Genomic DNA, 15,361 nt, shown 5'->3' on the forward strand with positions numbered 1-15,361 from the left:
GGAGCAGCCATGGACATCGACAAGCTCATCAACGACCTCACGCTGGAGGAGAAGGCCGGTCTGCTGATCGGCGGCGACTTCTGGCACACCCTCGCGGTGGAACGGCTGGGGATCCCCGCGATCATGGTCTCCGACGGTCCGCACGGCATGCGCACCCAGCTCGATGCCGACAATGCCACCAATGTGGGTGGCTCCGAGCCCGCCACCTGTTTCCCCACGGCATCCAACATCCATGCCGGCTGGGATCCGGAGATCGTGCGCCGGGTAGGAGAGGCAATCGCCGCCGAGGCCGAGGCGCTGGGCGTCGCCGTCGTGCTGGGCCCGGGCGTCAACATCAAGCGCTCCCCGCTGTGCGGCCGCAACTTCGAGTACGTCTCCGAGGACCCCTACCTGGCCGGTGAGATGGGCCTGGCCCTCGTCGAGGGCATCCAGAGCCGCAAGGTGGGCACCTCGGTGAAGCACTTCGCCGCCAACTCCCAGGAGACCTTCCGGATCCAGATGAGCTCCGACGTGGACGAGCGCACCCTGCGCGAGATCTACCTGCCGGCCTTCGAGCGGATCGTCAAGGCCGCCCAGCCGTGGACCATCATGTGCTCCTACAACAAGATCAACGGCACCTGGGCCAGCCAGCACCGCTGGCTGCTCACCGACGTGCTGCGCGACGAGTGGGGCTTCGAGGGCCTGGTGGTCTCCGACTGGGGTGCCGTGGCCGATCGGGTCGCCGCCGTCCGGGCCGGACTTGATCTTGAGATGCCGCCCGCCAAGGACCACTCGGAGAAGGCCGTGGTGGCCGCGGTGGAGGCCGGTGAGCTGAGCCTGGCCGAGGTCGATGCCTGCGTGCGGCGGGTGCTGGAACTGGTGGCCAAGGGCGAGCACATCCGCCAGGGCGCCACCAGTGTCGACTTCGACGCCCACGACGCGCTGGCCCGTGAGGCCGCGGCCCAGGGCTGCGTGCTGCTGGAGAACGACGGGGTGCTGCCGCTGGCCCCCGATGTCCGGATCGGCGTGATCGGCGAGTTCGCCCGCACCACCCGCTTCCAGGGCGGTGGATCCTCCGAGGTGAACGCCACCAGGGTCACCAGCGCGCTGGACGCCTTCGGTGAGGTCTACGGCGAGGTGCCCTTCGCTCCGGGCTTCACGCTCGAGGGCGCCGACGAGAAACTGGCGGCCGAGGCCGTCGAGCTGGCGCGCACCGTCGACGTGCCCGTGGTCTTCATCGGCCTCACGGATGCCGAGGAGTCCGAGGGCTTCGACCGCCCCCACATGGACCTGGCACCTCACCAGGTGCAGCTGGTCAAGGACGTGGCCGCCGCCAACCCGCGCACCGTCGTGGTGCTGTCCAACGGCTCGGTGGTCACCATGGCCGACTGGAAGGACGCCCCGGCCGCGATCCTGGAGGCCTGGCTGGGTGGCCAGGCCATCGGCGGCGCCGTGGTGGACGTACTGACCGGCAAGGTCAACCCTGCCGGCCGTCTCAACGAGACCATCCCGCTGCGCGTCGAGGACAACCCCTCCTGGGGCAACTTCCCCTCCAGCGAGCACCACGCCCGCTACGGCGAGGGCATCTTCGTCGGCTACCGCGGCTACGACCACCGCAAGCTGGAGGTGGCCTACCCCTTCGGCTACGGGCTGGGCTACACCAGCTTCGCGTGGAGCGACCTGTCGGTGGAGGTGACCGGTTCGGCGGCTGCCGGGGACCTGGTCGCCACGGTCAGCCTGCAGGTCACCAACACCGGTGAGCGCGCCGGTGCCGACGTGGTGCAGGTCTACGTCGGTGACCTGGACAGTGTCGCGACTCGCCCGGTGCGCGAGCTCAAGGGCTTCCGCAAGGTCTTCCTGGAGCCGGGTGCGAGCGAGCGTGTCGAGGTGCAGCTGGACCAGCGGGCCTTCTCCTACTGGTCCGAGACCATGGGGGACTGGGTGGTCGAGGCCGGCGACTTCCGGATCGAGGCGGCGCGCCATGTCCGCGAGGTGGTGCTGGAGCAGGTGGTCAGCCTCGAGGGTCCCGGCATCGTCAGCGAGCTGACCATCGCCTCCAGCGCCGACGAGTGGATCCGCAACGAGCGCGCCATGGAACTGCTGGCCGAGCGATTCCCCACCGAGGACGGCGGCAAGCTGGTGGGCCTGTTCGCCAACCAGAACCTGATGACGGTGATCGGCAACTTCCCGATGGACCGACTGGTCTTCTTCCCGGGCAGCCCCTTCAGCCACGCCGACCTGGTCGACGTGGCCCGCAGGGCCTCCGAGGGCTGAGACCGACGAAGGCCCCGCCCCCTGCTGTCGAGGAGGGCGGGGCCTTCGGCAGGTCCGGGCCTCAGCCCTCGTGGTCGCTGATCGGGGGCAGCTGGCGCGGGTCCACCAGGCCCACCTGGATGGCGCGCACCAGGATCTGGGTGCGGGAGCGCACCGAGAGCTTCTCGCCGATGTTGCTCAGGTACTGCTTCACCGAGCCCTCCGAGAGGTACATCCGGGCACCGATCTCGGCATTGGACAGCCCGTGGGCCAGCCACTGCAGCAGCTCCTGCTCGCGCGGGGTGACCTGCAGGGCGGCGCTGGGGGCATGGTCCACCGGTCCGCTGCCGATGGTGCGCACCAGCTCGCGGCGCACGCTGGGGGAGAGCGGCATGTCGCCCGCGATGGCGGCCTCCATGGCGCCCAGCACGGCCTTGGCGCCGGCGTGCTTGAGCAGGTAGCCGGCGGCCCCGGCGCGCAGCATCGGGACGATGAAGTCGCGACTGCCGAAGGTGGTCAGCGCCACCACGCAGGCGTCCGGCCAGCGGCGGGTGATTTCGGTGGTGGCGGCGATGCCGTCCATCACCGGCATCCGCAGGTCCATCAGCACCACGTCGGGCCGCAGCCGTTCATAGGCCTCGACGCCGACGCGACCATTGGTGGCCTCCCCGACGAGGTGGAAACGGCCTTGTCGGCCCAGGAAGGCGCGAAAGGACTCGCGGACCAGTTCCTCGTCGTCGACCAGCAGCACGCTGCGGACGTCGTCGTCCAGCAGCGGCTCGCCGTGCTGCATCGCCCGGGGTGCCGGCCGCGCCCGGCCCCGGGGTGAGGTGGGGGTGAATTCCTGTGCCACAGCACGATCCTAGGCCCTGTCGGATGGGACGATGGACCCATCGAGTTCCGGTCGGGGGACGGACTCAGCCGCACTTCCGGTGGGGCAGCGCCCGAACCCCGGCCCGACGCGACGGGCCCAGGACCGTGGGCCCTCCCTGGCCCCGGCCCGAACACCTGAAGTGGAGCACCCCATGAAGACGACCCTGCGCACCAGTCTGGCCACCGGGCTGGCCCTCGCCTGCCTCTGCCTGCCGGGCGTGGCCCTGGCCGACGACGGCCATGACGAGTCCCGCGAGCAGACCGCCATCGGTCAGGGCGAGAACCAGACCGATGCGCTGGTCTGCAAGATCTGGCCGCGGATGTGCGGCAACAAGGCTGTCGCCGCACCCGGCGAGTGAGCTCCAGGGCCGCACCGCTGCTGACAGACTTGGGGAGTGAACAACCCCCTCCGGTCGCTGGGCGGTGCCGTCCTGCGCGATCCCGAACCCACCGCGAGACCCCGCCGGTTGGACGGCTGGACCGTGCTGCGGTTGCTGGTCTCGGCCTATTTCCTGGTCGACCTGGTGGACACCGTGCTGAACCCGGACGGGCCGCTGTCGGTCTCCATGATCGTGATGCACGCGCTGGCCACGGCGGCCTGCGTGGTGCTCTGCTGGCGCCCGATGCTGGGCGGCGTGCTGGGCCTGCTGACCCTGGCGCTGAACACCATCCATCCCTGGCGCGGCGGTGAGGTCAACCTCTACTTCATGCTTCCCATCGTGCTGCTGCCGCTGCTCTCGCCGGCGGCCTGCGTGGTGCTGGGCGGGCTGCTGGTGCTGCAGATCGTGGCCTTCGTGGCGCGCAACAGCCCGCCCGGCGACGGGGGCTATGACCTGGCCTCCCGCTTCGTGTTGCTGGCCGCCAGCGCCATCGTCGGCCTGGCGCTGCGGGTGATCATGGACCAGCACCGGGCGGGGCAGGCCCGGATCCACGAGCTGGAGCTGGAGAATGCCAAGATCAGGGCCGACGAACGGGCCTCGCTGGCCCGGGAGCTGCACGACGTGGTGGCCCACCAGCTCAGCATCATCAGCCTGCAGATCATGGGCCACCGCGACTCCGAGGATCCCGAGGAACTGCGTGCCGCCCTGGACCGGGTGGACGAGGCCTCCGGGGCCGCACTGGGCGAGCTGCAGCTGCTGCTGGAGGTGCTGCGCGACGACGACGAGACCGACACCAGCTTCGACCGCCTGGCCGAGATCAGCGCCCCGACCACCGTGGCCGGCCACCTGGCCGAGACGCTGGCGGACAACGGCTTCCACCCTCGGATGCAGGTGGGCGAGCAGGCCGACCGGCTGGAGCTGAGCGAGCAGCTCACCGTCTCACGGGTGCTGCAGGAGGCCGGCACCAACATCCTGCGCCATGCCCCGGCCGGCGCCTGGTGCAGCTTCCAGGTGGCCGTCGGCGAGCACGAGGTGGAGCTGGAGGTGCGCAGCCCGCTGGCTCGCCAGGGCGCGAGTGGCCAGCTGGGCCGGCTCTCCCTGGGTTACGGTCTGCGCGGCATCGCGGAGCGGGTCGACCTGACCGGCGGCACCCTGAGCGCTGGGCCGAGCGGTGGTGACTGGGTGATCCGGATGAGCCTGCCCCGGGTGTCCGCCCGCCGGGGCACGTCCGTCGCGGGCGATGGTGAGAGCGGTGCATCGTAGACGCCCTTGGCTCTTCGATCCATACTCACTTTCGGTCAGTCTTCTCAAGATCCTTGTGTGACAAGGAAAAGCTCGGATTACGGTTGATCCACCGGCGCGTGCCCACGCTGCGACCGGCTGGGACCGAAGGCAATCGGCCGACGACGAGGGACGGGATGCGCACCTTGCGGCGGGCGCGCTCCGGTGATCAGGGGGATCACCGGGCGATCAGTTGCACCAGCAGGATCTTGGCGATGGTGCCAAGGGCGAACAGGGCACCGTAGGCGGACTCGATCCGTTCGTCGTTGACCCGCGAGGTGGCGAAGGCCAGGATCGCGGGCTGTCCGACGAAGCCTGCGAAGCCGCCGGTGGCGCGCTGTGCCGAGAGCCCGATCAACCGGGCTCCGGCCAGCACGAAGGCGGCACCCACCAGCAGGCTGACCACCGAGAGCGCCACCACCCGCAGGCCGGTGCCGGTGAAGGCCTGCGAGACGAAGGCCGGGCCCGAGGCCAGGCCCACCGCCGCCAGGAAGATCATCAGCCCGAGCTGGCGCAGCGTGGCATTCACCGCCTGCGGCAGGTCCCAGCGGAAGGGGCCGGTGCGGTGCAGCGCGCCGAGCACCATGCCCACCACCAGCGGCCCCGCGGCGGCACCCAGGCTGAAGCGGAGCCCGCCCGGCAGCGGCAGCACCAGCGCACCGGCCAGCAGACCCAGGCTGGTGCCCAGCCCCAGGGTGAGGGCGTCGACCTGTGAGACCCGTCGCTCGGAGTCACCGAAGAAGTCCACCGCCTCGTCCATCTGCTCGCGGGGGACCACCGCCAGCACCCGGTCCCCGGGCTGGAGCACCAGCTCCTCGCGCGCCAGCATGTCCAGATCACCCCGGCGCACCCGCGTGATGATGCCGTGCAACCGACCGTGCACGTTCAGCTCCCCGATGGTCCGCCCGACCACGGCGGGACTGCTCACCAGGAAGCGACGGAAGTCGACATCTCGACGCTGGTGGGTCAGGTCGTCCTGTTCGCTGGCATGGCCCAGGAAGTCCACGGCGCGGGCCACGTCCTCGGGGGAGCCCACCACCAGCACCCGGTCGTCCACCAGCAGCGGTCCGTGGCCGCGCGCCACCCGGATGTCTCCGTCGCGCTCCAGATAGGAGAACTTCACGGCCTGGCTGCTGAAACCCGGCACCTGGGACAGTTCCGTCTCGCGGGTGACGTGCGTGGTCACCGCGGTCAGCCCGGCCTCGGCCAGGGAGCGGTTGTCGCGGCTGCCGGGCCAGCGTCGGCCCACCACCAGCGCGACGACCAGCATGCCCACCACCACGCCGGTGGGATAGGCCAGGGCATAGCCCACCAGGGTGTCGCCGGAGCCGTTCGTGGCCGTGATGGCCGCGTCGATGGCCGGCGAGGTGAGTACCCCGGCGAAGGCGCCCGCCACATGGGCGGGCTCCAGGCCCAGCAGGCGGCCCAGCGCCAGCCCGGTGGCGGCCATGGCCACCAGACCGACGACACCGGCCACCATCAGCGCCCACTGGCGGCGCAGGTCGGAGAGGAAGGTGGAGCCGGCGGCCAGCCCGACGGTGTAGCAGAAGAGCACCACGCCCAGGCTCTTGACCACGCCCAGGCCCTCGCCCAGGCGTCCGTCCACGGCGCCGATCACCAGGCCCATGAACAGGGCGCCGGCGGCGCCGAAGCGCAGCGGACCGAACCTGATCTGGCCGAGCAGGGCCCCCGTCGAGAGGACCACCATCAGGGTCAGCAGGGGATGGGTGGCCAGGAAGTCCAACATCTCTCTCCACGGGTGGGGCGTTGCCCCATTCTGCCCGCTCGGCGGCACAATGGGGCGCGTGCACAGCCAGCGACCCACCGTCCTGGTCGTCGAGGACGACCGCCAGGCCAGCGGCCTGCTCGCCGAGATCCTCACCGAGCGCGGGATGCGGGTGGTGCAGGCCTTCACCGGCACCGACGGGATGCGGCTGGCCCACGCCGAGCAGCCCGACCTGGTGCTGCTGGACCTGATGCTGCCCTTCAAGAGCGGCGACGAGGTGCTGCGCTCCATCCGCGCCCAGAGCCAGGTGCCGGTGATCATCGTCTCGGCGCGGGAGACCACCCGCACCAAGATCGACCTGCTCAACCTGGGCGCCGACGACTACGTCACCAAGCCCTTCGACATCGACGAGGTGGTGGCCCGTTGCGAGGCGGCACTGCGACGCTCGGGAGGAACCGCGACGGCGCGGACCGTCCACCGCCATGCCGGGCTGGAGCTCGACGAGGACGCCCGCACGGCCACCGCCGGTGGGGTGGACCTCGGCCTGACCGCGACGGAGTTCGGGCTGCTGACCGCGCTGATCCGTGACCCGCGCATCGTGCATCCCAAGGCCCGGCTCCACGCGGAGGTCTGGGGCGAGGCGCACGGCTATGACGAGCGCACCGTCAACACCCACATGCACAACCTTCGTCGCAAGATCAAGAATGCTGTCGGTCTTGATCCGATCCGCACGGTCTGGGGGATCGGCTACACCCTGCGGGAGCAGTAGCAGCAGCCTGGTGGAGTTCTTGGCAAAGTCTTGAGGCGCCTCTTCACAATTGCTTGACAACTGTCCAGCAAGCTCGTGGTCATGGACGAGATGGTGGTGAGGACCCAGGGACTGACCAAGGCCTATGGCAAGGTCAGGGCCCTGGACGACGTGGGCCTCGAGATCCCAGGAGGAGAGATCTATGGCCTGGTGGGGCAGAACGGTGCTGGCAAGACGACCTTGATCCGGCTGCTCACCGGCCTGGCCCGCCCCACGGCGGGCCTGGTGGAGCTGTTCGGGGCGACGGGGGCGGCAGCCGTGCGGCAGCGGCCCCGGATCGGCGCGCTGATCGAGTCGCCGGCGCTGAGCCTGGACCTGACGGCCCGGCAGAACCTGGAGGCGCTGCGCATCCAGCGAGGGCTGGCCGGCAAGCACTGGACCGACGAGGCGCTCGAGATCGTGGGCCTGACCGACACCGGCACGAAGAAGGCCGGCAGGTTCAGCCTGGGCATGCGGCAGCGCCTCGGTCTGGCCATCGCCCTGCTGGGACGCCCGGAACTGCTCATCCTCGACGAACCGGTCAACGGCCTGGATCCCACCTGGATGACCCGGGTCCGGGAAGAGCTGGTGCGCCGGGCCCACGAGGACGGCACCACGATCCTGATCTCCTCGCACCTGCTGGCCGAGCTCGATCTGTTCGCGACCCGCTACGGCTTCATCCACCAGGGCCGGCTGGTGCGCCAGCTCACTGCCTCCGACCTGCACGAGCAGTGCCAGCGCACGCTGCGGATCCACGTGGACGACGTCGCGCGTGCCACGACCGTGCTGGAGGAACAGCTGGGGATTCGCCACTACCGGATCGCCGACGACGACAGCCTGCTGCTGAGCGACCACCTGGACGCGTCGGCCAGGATCAACACCGCCCTGGTGGGCGCCGGCGTGCAGGTCAGCGCCCTCGAGGTGCGTGGCGCCTCGTTGGAGGAGTACTTCACCGACCTCGTCAAGGGAGCCTGAGATGTTCGCCAACATGCTGCGTGCCGACGCCTACCGCTTCCTGCGGTCCCGCTTCGCACGGACCACCGGGGTGGTCTTCGTCGTGGTGATCGGCCTGTTCTGCCTGTTCAACTTCGCCGACCACACCTCCGCCTCCTTCGCCTTCGGCGGACCCATCGCCAGCAAGGACGGCGTCCCGCTGCTCGACGGTTTCGTCGGCTTCGCCTATGCCGACCCCGCCCACCCCATGTTCTGGGAGCTGGTCTACTCGGCGGTCTGCTTCACGGCCGTGACGATGTTCGCCATCCCCATCACCGGGATGATGATCACCTCCGCCGACGACCACAACGGGATCACCAAGATCGCCGTCGCCCAGGGGCAGTCCCAGACCCGCCTGTACCTGTCCAAGGTGCTGCTGGCGGTGCTCGTCACCGGCCTGCTGTGGGTGCTGCACAATGCCATCACCCTGGGGCTGGTCCTGGTGCGTGAGGATGCCTCCATCGACGCCGCCGGGCTGCGGCGGTGGGCCTGGCTGTGCCTGCTGCTCTACCCGGCGCAGGTGGTGCTGATGCTGCTGATCAGCCTGGTGGCCCTGGTCACCCGCTCCCGGGTGGCCTCACTGGTCCTGCTGGTCGTCATGGTGATGGTCGCGCCCATCATCGGCGTGCTGGTGCGCTCCCATCCCTCGCGGATCGCGGACCTGGCACAGGGGATCAACCCGGTCTGGCACCTCAACCGGGTCTCGCGTTTCTGGGCGGAGCCGCAGATCGTGGGGCACACCTGGCTCATGTTCGCGGTGGGCTGCGTGGTGCTGGTGGCGGCCAGTCTCGCGTGGCTTCGCCGGCGGGAACTGAGCTGACTGCAAGACTGGCGCCATGACGGGCTGGATCGTGGCCGCGGTGTGCGCGGCCCTGGCGATCTGGTCCGTCATGCGCCTGTTCGGGCTTCGTCGGGAGATCCGCGACGTGCGCCGCCAGGTGGAGGGGCATCGGTGCAGTGGTTCGCGCCAGCCGCTGGAACTGGTGGTGCGTGACGACGAGCTGGAGCACCTGGTGGCGGCGGTGGACTCCTCGCTGGCGCAACTGCGCGCCGAGGAGGTGGCCACCGCCACGCGGGAGGCCCGGCTGCGCCGCGAGATCGCCGACATCTCCCATGACCTCAAGACCCCGCTGATCGCGGTACGCGGCTACCTGCAGCTGGTGGAGCGCGACGGGGCCGGTGCGGACACCTCACCCAGACGGCTGCAGACCGTGCTGGAACGCGTCGACGATCTTGGACGGCTGGTGGACGACTTCTTCGAGCTCAGCGTCCTCGACGCCGGGGGACGCCAGCTGGAGCTCGGGCCGGTGGATGCCACCCGGGTGGTGACCGAGGCGCTGCTGGGCTTCTACGTCGCCTTCGGGACCAAGGGGATCGAGCCGAGGGTGGACGTGCCGGCCGAGCCCCTGCTGGTGCAGGCCGAGACCACCGCCCTGGCACGGGTGGTCCGCAACCTGGTGGCCAACGCCCTGGTGCACGGCGACGACGACGTGCAGGTCCGTCTGGGCCGGGAGGGGGAGCGGGCCGTGCTCTGCATCGCGAACGATGCCCCGCAGCTCGACCCGGAGGCGGCCGGCCACCTCTTCGAGCGTTTCTACCGCGCCGACCCGGCGCGGACCGGAGCGCATGCCGGGCTGGGTCTGTCCATCGTGAAGGAGCTGGTGCGCCAGATGGGCGGGCAGGTGCACGCGGCGGTCTCCGCGGGACGGCTGCGCGTCGTCGTGGACCTGCCGTTGGCCGGCGCCTGAGGTCGTACGCTGTGGCCATGCGTGAACTGCAGAAGACCATCATCGAGGAGATGGGCGTCAGCCCGACGATCGATCCTGCCGCCGAGGTGGAGCGACGCGTCGCCTTCCTGTGCGACTACCTCAGGGCCACCCGCACGGCCGGCTTCGTGCTGGGCATCAGCGGTGGCATCGACTCCACCCTGGCCGGTCGGCTCGCCCAGATGGCCGTCGACAGGCTGCGCGCCGAGGACGTCGAGGCGGACTTCGTCGCGGTGCGCCTGCCGCACGGTGTGCAGGCCGACGAGGCCGATGCCGCAGCCGCCATGGACTGGGTGGCCGCCGGCACCGAGGTGACCATCAACATCAAGCCCGCCACCGACGGCATGGAGCAGGCCTTCGAACAGGCCATGGGCCTCCAGATCAGCGACTTCAACAAGGGCAACGTCAAGGCCCGGATGCGCATGGTGGCGCAGTACGCCATCGCCGGCGAGCGGAACCTGCTGGTGATCGGCACCGACCACGGGGCCGAATCGGTCACCGGCTTCTTCACCAAGTTCGGTGACGGCGGGGCGGACATCCTGCCGCTCTTCGGTCTGGACAAGGGCCAGAACCGCCAGCTGCTGCAGCACCTGGGCGCCCCGGAGCGGCTCTGGGCCAAGGTGCCCACCGCGGACCTGCTGGACGGCAAGCCGTTGCGCACCGACGAGGACGAGCTGGGCATCAGTTACGACGACATCGACGCCTACCTGCAGGGCGAGACGATCCCCGATGAGGTGGCCGAGAAGCTGGAGCAGAAGTACCTGCGCAGCCGCCACAAGCGCACCACCCCGGTGACCATCGCCGACACCTGGTGGCGCTGAGCGTCCCGCGCGATCAGGCAGCTCCGTCGCGAGCCGCACGCCACAGGCCCCATCCCGCCCGGGACGGGGCCTGTTGGGTTGCTGGAGCTCAGCGGGAGCGCTCCCGGAACAGGGCGAGGGCCACCAGTGGCAGCGAGGCGAGCAGTGCGAGGGCGAGGGTGAGGTGGACCGCGAGCGAGAGCGCCTCGCGGGCGGCGGCCTGCTGGACGAGCACCTGCCAGCCGAACAGCGCCAGCAGGCTGGTGAGGGTGAGCAGGGCCAGCGTCAGCGCGGGGGCGTCGGGGGAGGGGGAAGGAGGAGAGGGCGAGGAAGGTGGTGGCGAAGTGCTTGCTGCCATGGCCCTGACGCTAGGCGGGCCCCGCGAACGACGGGTTGCCCTGCAGGGAATATTCGGTGTCGGATCAAGGTTGAGTCAGGTGAACTCAACTTTGGCTTGAACTGGATCCGATCGGGTTCCATACTTGAGCCAGGACCACTCAACCTAGAGGACACATGGACACCGAGAAGCTCACCACGATGAGCCGGGACGCGGTCTCGGCTGCGATCCGCAATGCTCTGGCGAACGGGAATCCCACCGCCGAGCCCGTGCACCTGCTGCATGCCCTGCTGATGGTTCCCGAGAACACGGTCGGTCCGCTGCTGGCCGGCCTCGGCGCCGATCCCGCCCGGATCGACGCCGCCGCCCAGGCCGCCATCAAGAAGCTGCCCTCCGCCCAGGGCAGCTCCGTCAGCCAGCCCCAGCTCTCCGGAGCCCTGGCCCGCGTGCTGGCCGATGCCGAGATCCGCGCCGACCAGCTCGGCGACGACTACGTCTCCACCGAGCACCTGCTGCTCGGCCTGGCCGCCATCACCTCCGACGCCTCCAAGATCATCACCGAGGCCGGCGTCACGGTGGACAAGATCAACGAGGCCTTCGCCGCCTCGCGCGGCGACAAGCGCGTCACATCCCCGGAGGCAGAGGGTGGCGAGTCCGCCCTGGACAAGTACTCCGTCGACCTCACCGAGCGCGCCCGGGAGGGCAAGCTGGACCCGGTGATCGGGCGTGATGCGGAGATCCGCCGCGTCGTGCAGGTGCTGGCGCGCCGCACCAAGAACAACCCGGTGCTGATCGGTGAGCCCGGCGTCGGCAAGACCGCCGTCGTCGAGGGCCTGGCGCAGCGAGTCGTGGCCGGCGACGTGCCCGACTCCCTCAAGGGTCGGCGCGTGGTCAGCCTGGACCTGAGCTCCATGGTGGCCGGTGCCAAGTACCGCGGCGAGTTCGAGGAGCGGCTGAAGGCCGTGCTGGCGGAGATCAAGAATGCCGAGGGCCAGGTCATCACCTTCATCGACGAGCTGCACACCGTGGTGGGCGCCGGTGCCTCCGGCGAGGGCGCCATGGATGCCGGCAACATGCTCAAGCCCATGCTGGCCCGCGGCGAGCTGCGCATGATCGGCGCCACCACGCTGGACGAGTACCGCGAGCACATCGAGAAGGACCCGGCCCTGGAGCGTCGCTTCCAGCAGGTCTACGTCGGTGAGCCGACGGTGGAGGACAGCATCGCCATCCTGCGTGGCCTGCGCGAGCGCTACGAGGCGCACCACAAGGTGCGCATCACCGACGGTGCCCTGGTGGCCGCCGCCAGCCTGTCCAACCGCTACATCACCAACCGGCAGCTGCCCGACAAGGCCATCGACCTGATCGACGAGGCCGCCAGCCGGCTGCGGATGGAGATCGACTCCAGCCCGGAGGAGATCGACGTGCTGCGTCGCCAGGTGGACCGGATGAAGATGGAGCAGTTCGCCGTCGAGAAGGAGTCCGACGCCGCCTCGAGGGCCCGGCTGGAGCGGCTGAACCAGGAGCTGGCCGATGCCGAGGAGGAGCTGCGCGCCCTGGAGGCCCGCTGGGAGTCCGAGAAGGCCGGCCTGAACCGGGTCGGTGACCTCAAGGAGCAGATCGACAAGCTCCGCGGCGAGGCCGAGCGCTTCCAGCGCGAGGGTGACCTGGCCCGGGCCGCCGAGATCCAGTACGGGCAGATCCCCGCCCTGGAGAAGGAGCTGGAGCAGGCCAGCGAGGCCGAGGCCGAGCAGCAGCGCACCTCGATGGTCTCCGAGGAGGTGGGCAGCTCCGACATTGCGGAGGTGGTCAGCTCCTGGACCGGCATCCCCGTCGGCAAGATGATGCAGGGCGAGAGCGAGAAGCTGCTGCACATGGAGGACCACATCGGCGAGCGGTTGATCGGCCAGAAGGCCGCGGTCAACGCGGTGGCCGATGCGGTGCGTCGCAGCCGGGCCGGGATCAGCGATCCCAACCGGCCCACCGGCAGCTTCCTCTTCCTGGGCCCCACCGGCGTGGGCAAGACCGAGCTGGCCAAGAGCCTGGCGGACTTCCTGTTCGACGACGAGACCGCGATGATCCGCATCGACATGAGCGAGTACTCGGAGAAGCACTCCGTCTCGCGCCTGGTGGGTGCCCCGCCCGGCTACGTGGGCTACGAGGAGGGCGGCCAGCTCACCGAGGCGGTGCGCCGTCGGCCCTACTCCGTGGTGCTGCTGGACGAGGTGGAGAAGGCGCACCCGGACCTGTTCAACATCCTGCTGCAGGTGCTGGACGACGGCCGGCTCACCGACGGCCAGGGCCGCACGGTGGACTTCCGCAACACCATCCTGATCCTCACCTCCAACCTGGGCAGCCAGTTCCTGGCCGACCAGTCGCTCGCCGCCGAGGCGAAGCGGGAGGCCGTGATGGGCGTGGTGCGCGGCGCCTTCCGTCCCGAATTCCTGAACCGGCTGGACGAGATCGTGATGTTCGACCCGCTGACCCAGGAGGACCTGACCCACATCGTCGAGACGAACCTGTCCAAGATCAACGCCCGGCTCGCGGAGCGTCGGATCACCATCCAGGTGACGCCCGAGGGCAAGGCCTGGCTGGCGGAGGCGGGCTTCGACCCGGTCTACGGTGCCCGCCCGCTGCGCCGCCTGGTGCAGTCCACGGTGGAGGACCAGATGGCCCGCAAGCTGCTGGCCGGTGAGATCGTCGACGGCGACACCGTCAGTTTCGACGCCACGCCGGAGCACGACGGTCTGGTCATCGTCTGAGTCCACGAGCGCGCGCTGCCCGCTCCCTCGGGGGAGCGGGCAGCGCCGTGTCCCGGGCCGGGCGACCCGTGACGCCCGACGGCACCGCTGTTAGTCTGATCACATGCATAGTTCTGTCGGCGCCCGCCCCGCCCTGGCCGTCGTGATCGGTCTGGGCCTGCTGGGAGGCGGTTTCGCGCTCTCCCAGGTGGCTGAGGCCGGCCCCCTGGCGCCGGCGGCCACCAGCGCCCCCAGCGCGAGCCCGAGCACCTCGGTCTCCCAGCCCACGGCGAGCAGCTCGTCCGTGCCCTCCGCCTCGGCGAGCGCCAGCCCGTCCGCCAGTCGCACCCCGTTGCCGAAGAACTGCCCGGTGGACGACGCGGAGATCCAGGTGAGGTTCCCGTCGGCCACGATGCAGGAGGTCGACGGGGGCAACAACTGGTACGTCGACGGCAAGTTGGTGGGTCGAACGGTGCGCGGCAGTGGCTGGGACCTGAGCTGCCCGGTGAGCTGAGGCTCGTGGCTAGACTCGCGGGATGACCGAACGCGTCCTGCCGGATCCCAGCACGCCCGGTGCCTGGGTGGTGCGTGTGGGCGGGGCGGACCAGAGCTGGGTGGATCCCGCCGATCCCACCCGCCTGGAGTTCGACTACATGCAGCGTCTGGCGGACCAGATCGACCGGCATGCCCCGGCCGGCCAGCGGCTGCGCGTCGTGCACGTGGGTGGCGCCGCCATGACCCTGGCCCGCTACGTGGCGCACACCCGCCCGACCTCGCCGCAGATCGTGCTGGAGCCCGACGAGGCGCTCACCGCCGAGGTGCGCGAGAAGATCCCGCTGCCCCGGACCTCCGGCATCAAGGTGCGCCCCGTGGGTGGCCTGGAGGGGGTCACGGCCATGCGCGAGGACTTCGCCGACATCGTCGTGGTGGATGCCTTCGACGGGGCCCGGGTACCCGGCGAGCTGGCCTCGGTGGACTTCCTGGCCCAGGTGCGGCGGGTGCTGCACTCCGACGGGCTGCTGCTGTTCAACGTCACCGACACCCATCCCTTCGGCTGGACCAGACGCCTGCTGGCGGGGGTGGGCAGCTACTTCGGCCACGCCATGCTGGCCGCGGAGTCCGCCACGCTGAAGGGGCGTCGGTTCGGCAACGTGGTGATCGCCGCCAGCCCGGTGGCCCTGCCGGTGGCCGAGCTGGAACGGGCGGCCTCGGGTGCGGTCTTCCCCTACCGGCTGGTGCACGGCGAGCACCTGGCCCGGCTGGTGGGAGGGGCCCAGCCCTTCCACGGCACCGGCGAGCGCTCCCCGGGGCCTCCGGCGGGACGCACCTTCTTCGAGTAGGCCCTCCTGCCGCTGCCCGGTGCTGGCGTGGGGGTTTTCCGGCGGCGAGCTTGCTCAACCATCACTGGAGATCCGGCGTCCATGACGGACGTCCGTCTTGTTGTTCAC

General features: G+C 70.2%; 14 protein-coding genes. 11 read left to right on the forward strand and 3 right to left on the reverse strand.

Features of this window, described 5'->3' with window-relative positions:
• Window positions 1-9: 9 nt before the first annotated feature.
• Window positions 10-2,253: a glycoside hydrolase family 3 C-terminal domain-containing protein gene (locus ABD073_RS03245; RefSeq protein WP_343872356.1), complete on the forward strand. Its 2,244-nt coding sequence runs from the start codon at window positions 10-12 to the stop codon at window positions 2,251-2,253.
• Between the two features lie 61 nt (window positions 2,254-2,314).
• Here ABD073_RS03245 and ABD073_RS03250 read toward each other — a convergent pair whose 3' ends face one another.
• Window positions 2,315-3,085, reverse strand: a complete 771-nt coding sequence (locus ABD073_RS03250) for a response regulator (RefSeq protein ID WP_343872357.1) — start codon at window positions 3,083-3,085, stop codon at window positions 2,315-2,317.
• Between the two features lie 172 nt (window positions 3,086-3,257).
• On the opposite strand from ABD073_RS03250, the gene ABD073_RS03255 reads away from it, so the two are divergent.
• Together ABD073_RS03255 and ABD073_RS03260 are read left to right on the forward strand one after the other, a co-directional pair.
• Window positions 3,258-3,464 (forward strand): hypothetical protein, encoded by a 207-nt coding sequence (locus ABD073_RS03255; protein WP_343872358.1) that lies wholly within the window; start codon window positions 3,258-3,260, stop codon window positions 3,462-3,464.
• Window positions 3,465-3,500: 36 nt separating this feature from the next.
• Window positions 3,501-4,748 carry a sensor histidine kinase gene (locus ABD073_RS03260; RefSeq protein WP_343872359.1) on the forward strand — a complete coding sequence of 416 codons (1,248 nt, stop codon included), beginning with the start codon at window positions 3,501-3,503 and terminating at the stop codon, window positions 4,746-4,748.
• Window positions 4,749-4,944: 196 nt separating this feature from the next.
• Here ABD073_RS03260 and ABD073_RS03265 read toward each other — a convergent pair whose 3' ends face one another.
• Entirely contained in the window at window positions 4,945-6,513 is a 1,569-nt protein-coding gene (locus ABD073_RS03265; protein WP_343872360.1) for an aspartate:alanine exchanger family transporter, read from the reverse strand.
• 58 nt (window positions 6,514-6,571) lie between these two features.
• Between ABD073_RS03265 and ABD073_RS03270 the strand changes: the two genes are divergently transcribed.
• The 5 genes from ABD073_RS03270 (at window position 6,572) to nadE (ending at window position 10,859) form a co-directional block, all read left to right on the forward strand.
• The gene (locus ABD073_RS03270; RefSeq protein WP_343872361.1) at window positions 6,572-7,261 is read left to right on the forward strand and encodes a response regulator transcription factor; all 690 of its coding nucleotides are present in this window, start codon (window positions 6,572-6,574) and stop codon (window positions 7,259-7,261) included.
• Window positions 7,262-7,342: 81 nt separating this feature from the next.
• Window positions 7,343-8,254 carry an ABC transporter ATP-binding protein gene (locus ABD073_RS03275; protein WP_343872362.1) on the forward strand — a complete coding sequence of 304 codons (912 nt, stop codon included), beginning with the start codon at window positions 7,343-7,345 and terminating at the stop codon, window positions 8,252-8,254.
• Window position 8,255: 1 nt separating this feature from the next.
• Complete coding sequence (locus tag ABD073_RS03280) at window positions 8,256-9,092, forward strand: hypothetical protein (RefSeq protein WP_343872363.1); 837 nt, start codon at window positions 8,256-8,258, stop codon at window positions 9,090-9,092.
• A gap of 16 nt (window positions 9,093-9,108) precedes the next feature.
• Window positions 9,109-10,020, forward strand: coding sequence for a sensor histidine kinase (locus ABD073_RS03285; protein WP_343872364.1), 912 nt, complete (start codon window positions 9,109-9,111; stop codon window positions 10,018-10,020).
• 17 nt (window positions 10,021-10,037) lie between these two features.
• Complete coding sequence (gene nadE / locus ABD073_RS03290) at window positions 10,038-10,859, forward strand: ammonia-dependent NAD(+) synthetase (RefSeq protein WP_343872366.1); 822 nt, start codon at window positions 10,038-10,040, stop codon at window positions 10,857-10,859.
• Window positions 10,860-10,947: 88 nt separating this feature from the next.
• Here nadE and ABD073_RS03295 read toward each other — a convergent pair whose 3' ends face one another.
• Window positions 10,948-11,196: a hypothetical protein gene (locus ABD073_RS03295; protein WP_343872367.1), complete on the reverse strand. Its 249-nt coding sequence runs from the start codon at window positions 11,194-11,196 to the stop codon at window positions 10,948-10,950.
• A gap of 155 nt (window positions 11,197-11,351) precedes the next feature.
• Between ABD073_RS03295 and clpB the strand changes: the two genes are divergently transcribed.
• From clpB to ABD073_RS03310, 3 genes are all read left to right on the forward strand, one after another.
• The gene (gene clpB, locus ABD073_RS03300; RefSeq protein ID WP_343872368.1) at window positions 11,352-13,934 is read left to right on the forward strand and encodes an ATP-dependent chaperone ClpB; all 2,583 of its coding nucleotides are present in this window, start codon (window positions 11,352-11,354) and stop codon (window positions 13,932-13,934) included.
• A 103-nt stretch (window positions 13,935-14,037) separates the two neighbouring features.
• The gene (locus ABD073_RS03305; RefSeq protein ID WP_343872369.1) at window positions 14,038-14,427 is read left to right on the forward strand and encodes a hypothetical protein; all 390 of its coding nucleotides are present in this window, start codon (window positions 14,038-14,040) and stop codon (window positions 14,425-14,427) included.
• A 22-nt stretch (window positions 14,428-14,449) separates the two neighbouring features.
• A complete protein-coding gene (locus tag ABD073_RS03310) occupies window positions 14,450-15,253 on the forward strand; it encodes a spermidine synthase (protein ID WP_343872371.1) in 804 nt (267 codons plus the stop codon).
• Window positions 15,254-15,361: the final 108 nt, after the last annotated feature.

It is taken from the genome of Luteococcus peritonei, assembly GCF_039526385.1.
GTDB classification, from domain to species: Bacteria; Actinomycetota; Actinomycetes; order Propionibacteriales; family Propionibacteriaceae; genus Luteococcus; species Luteococcus peritonei.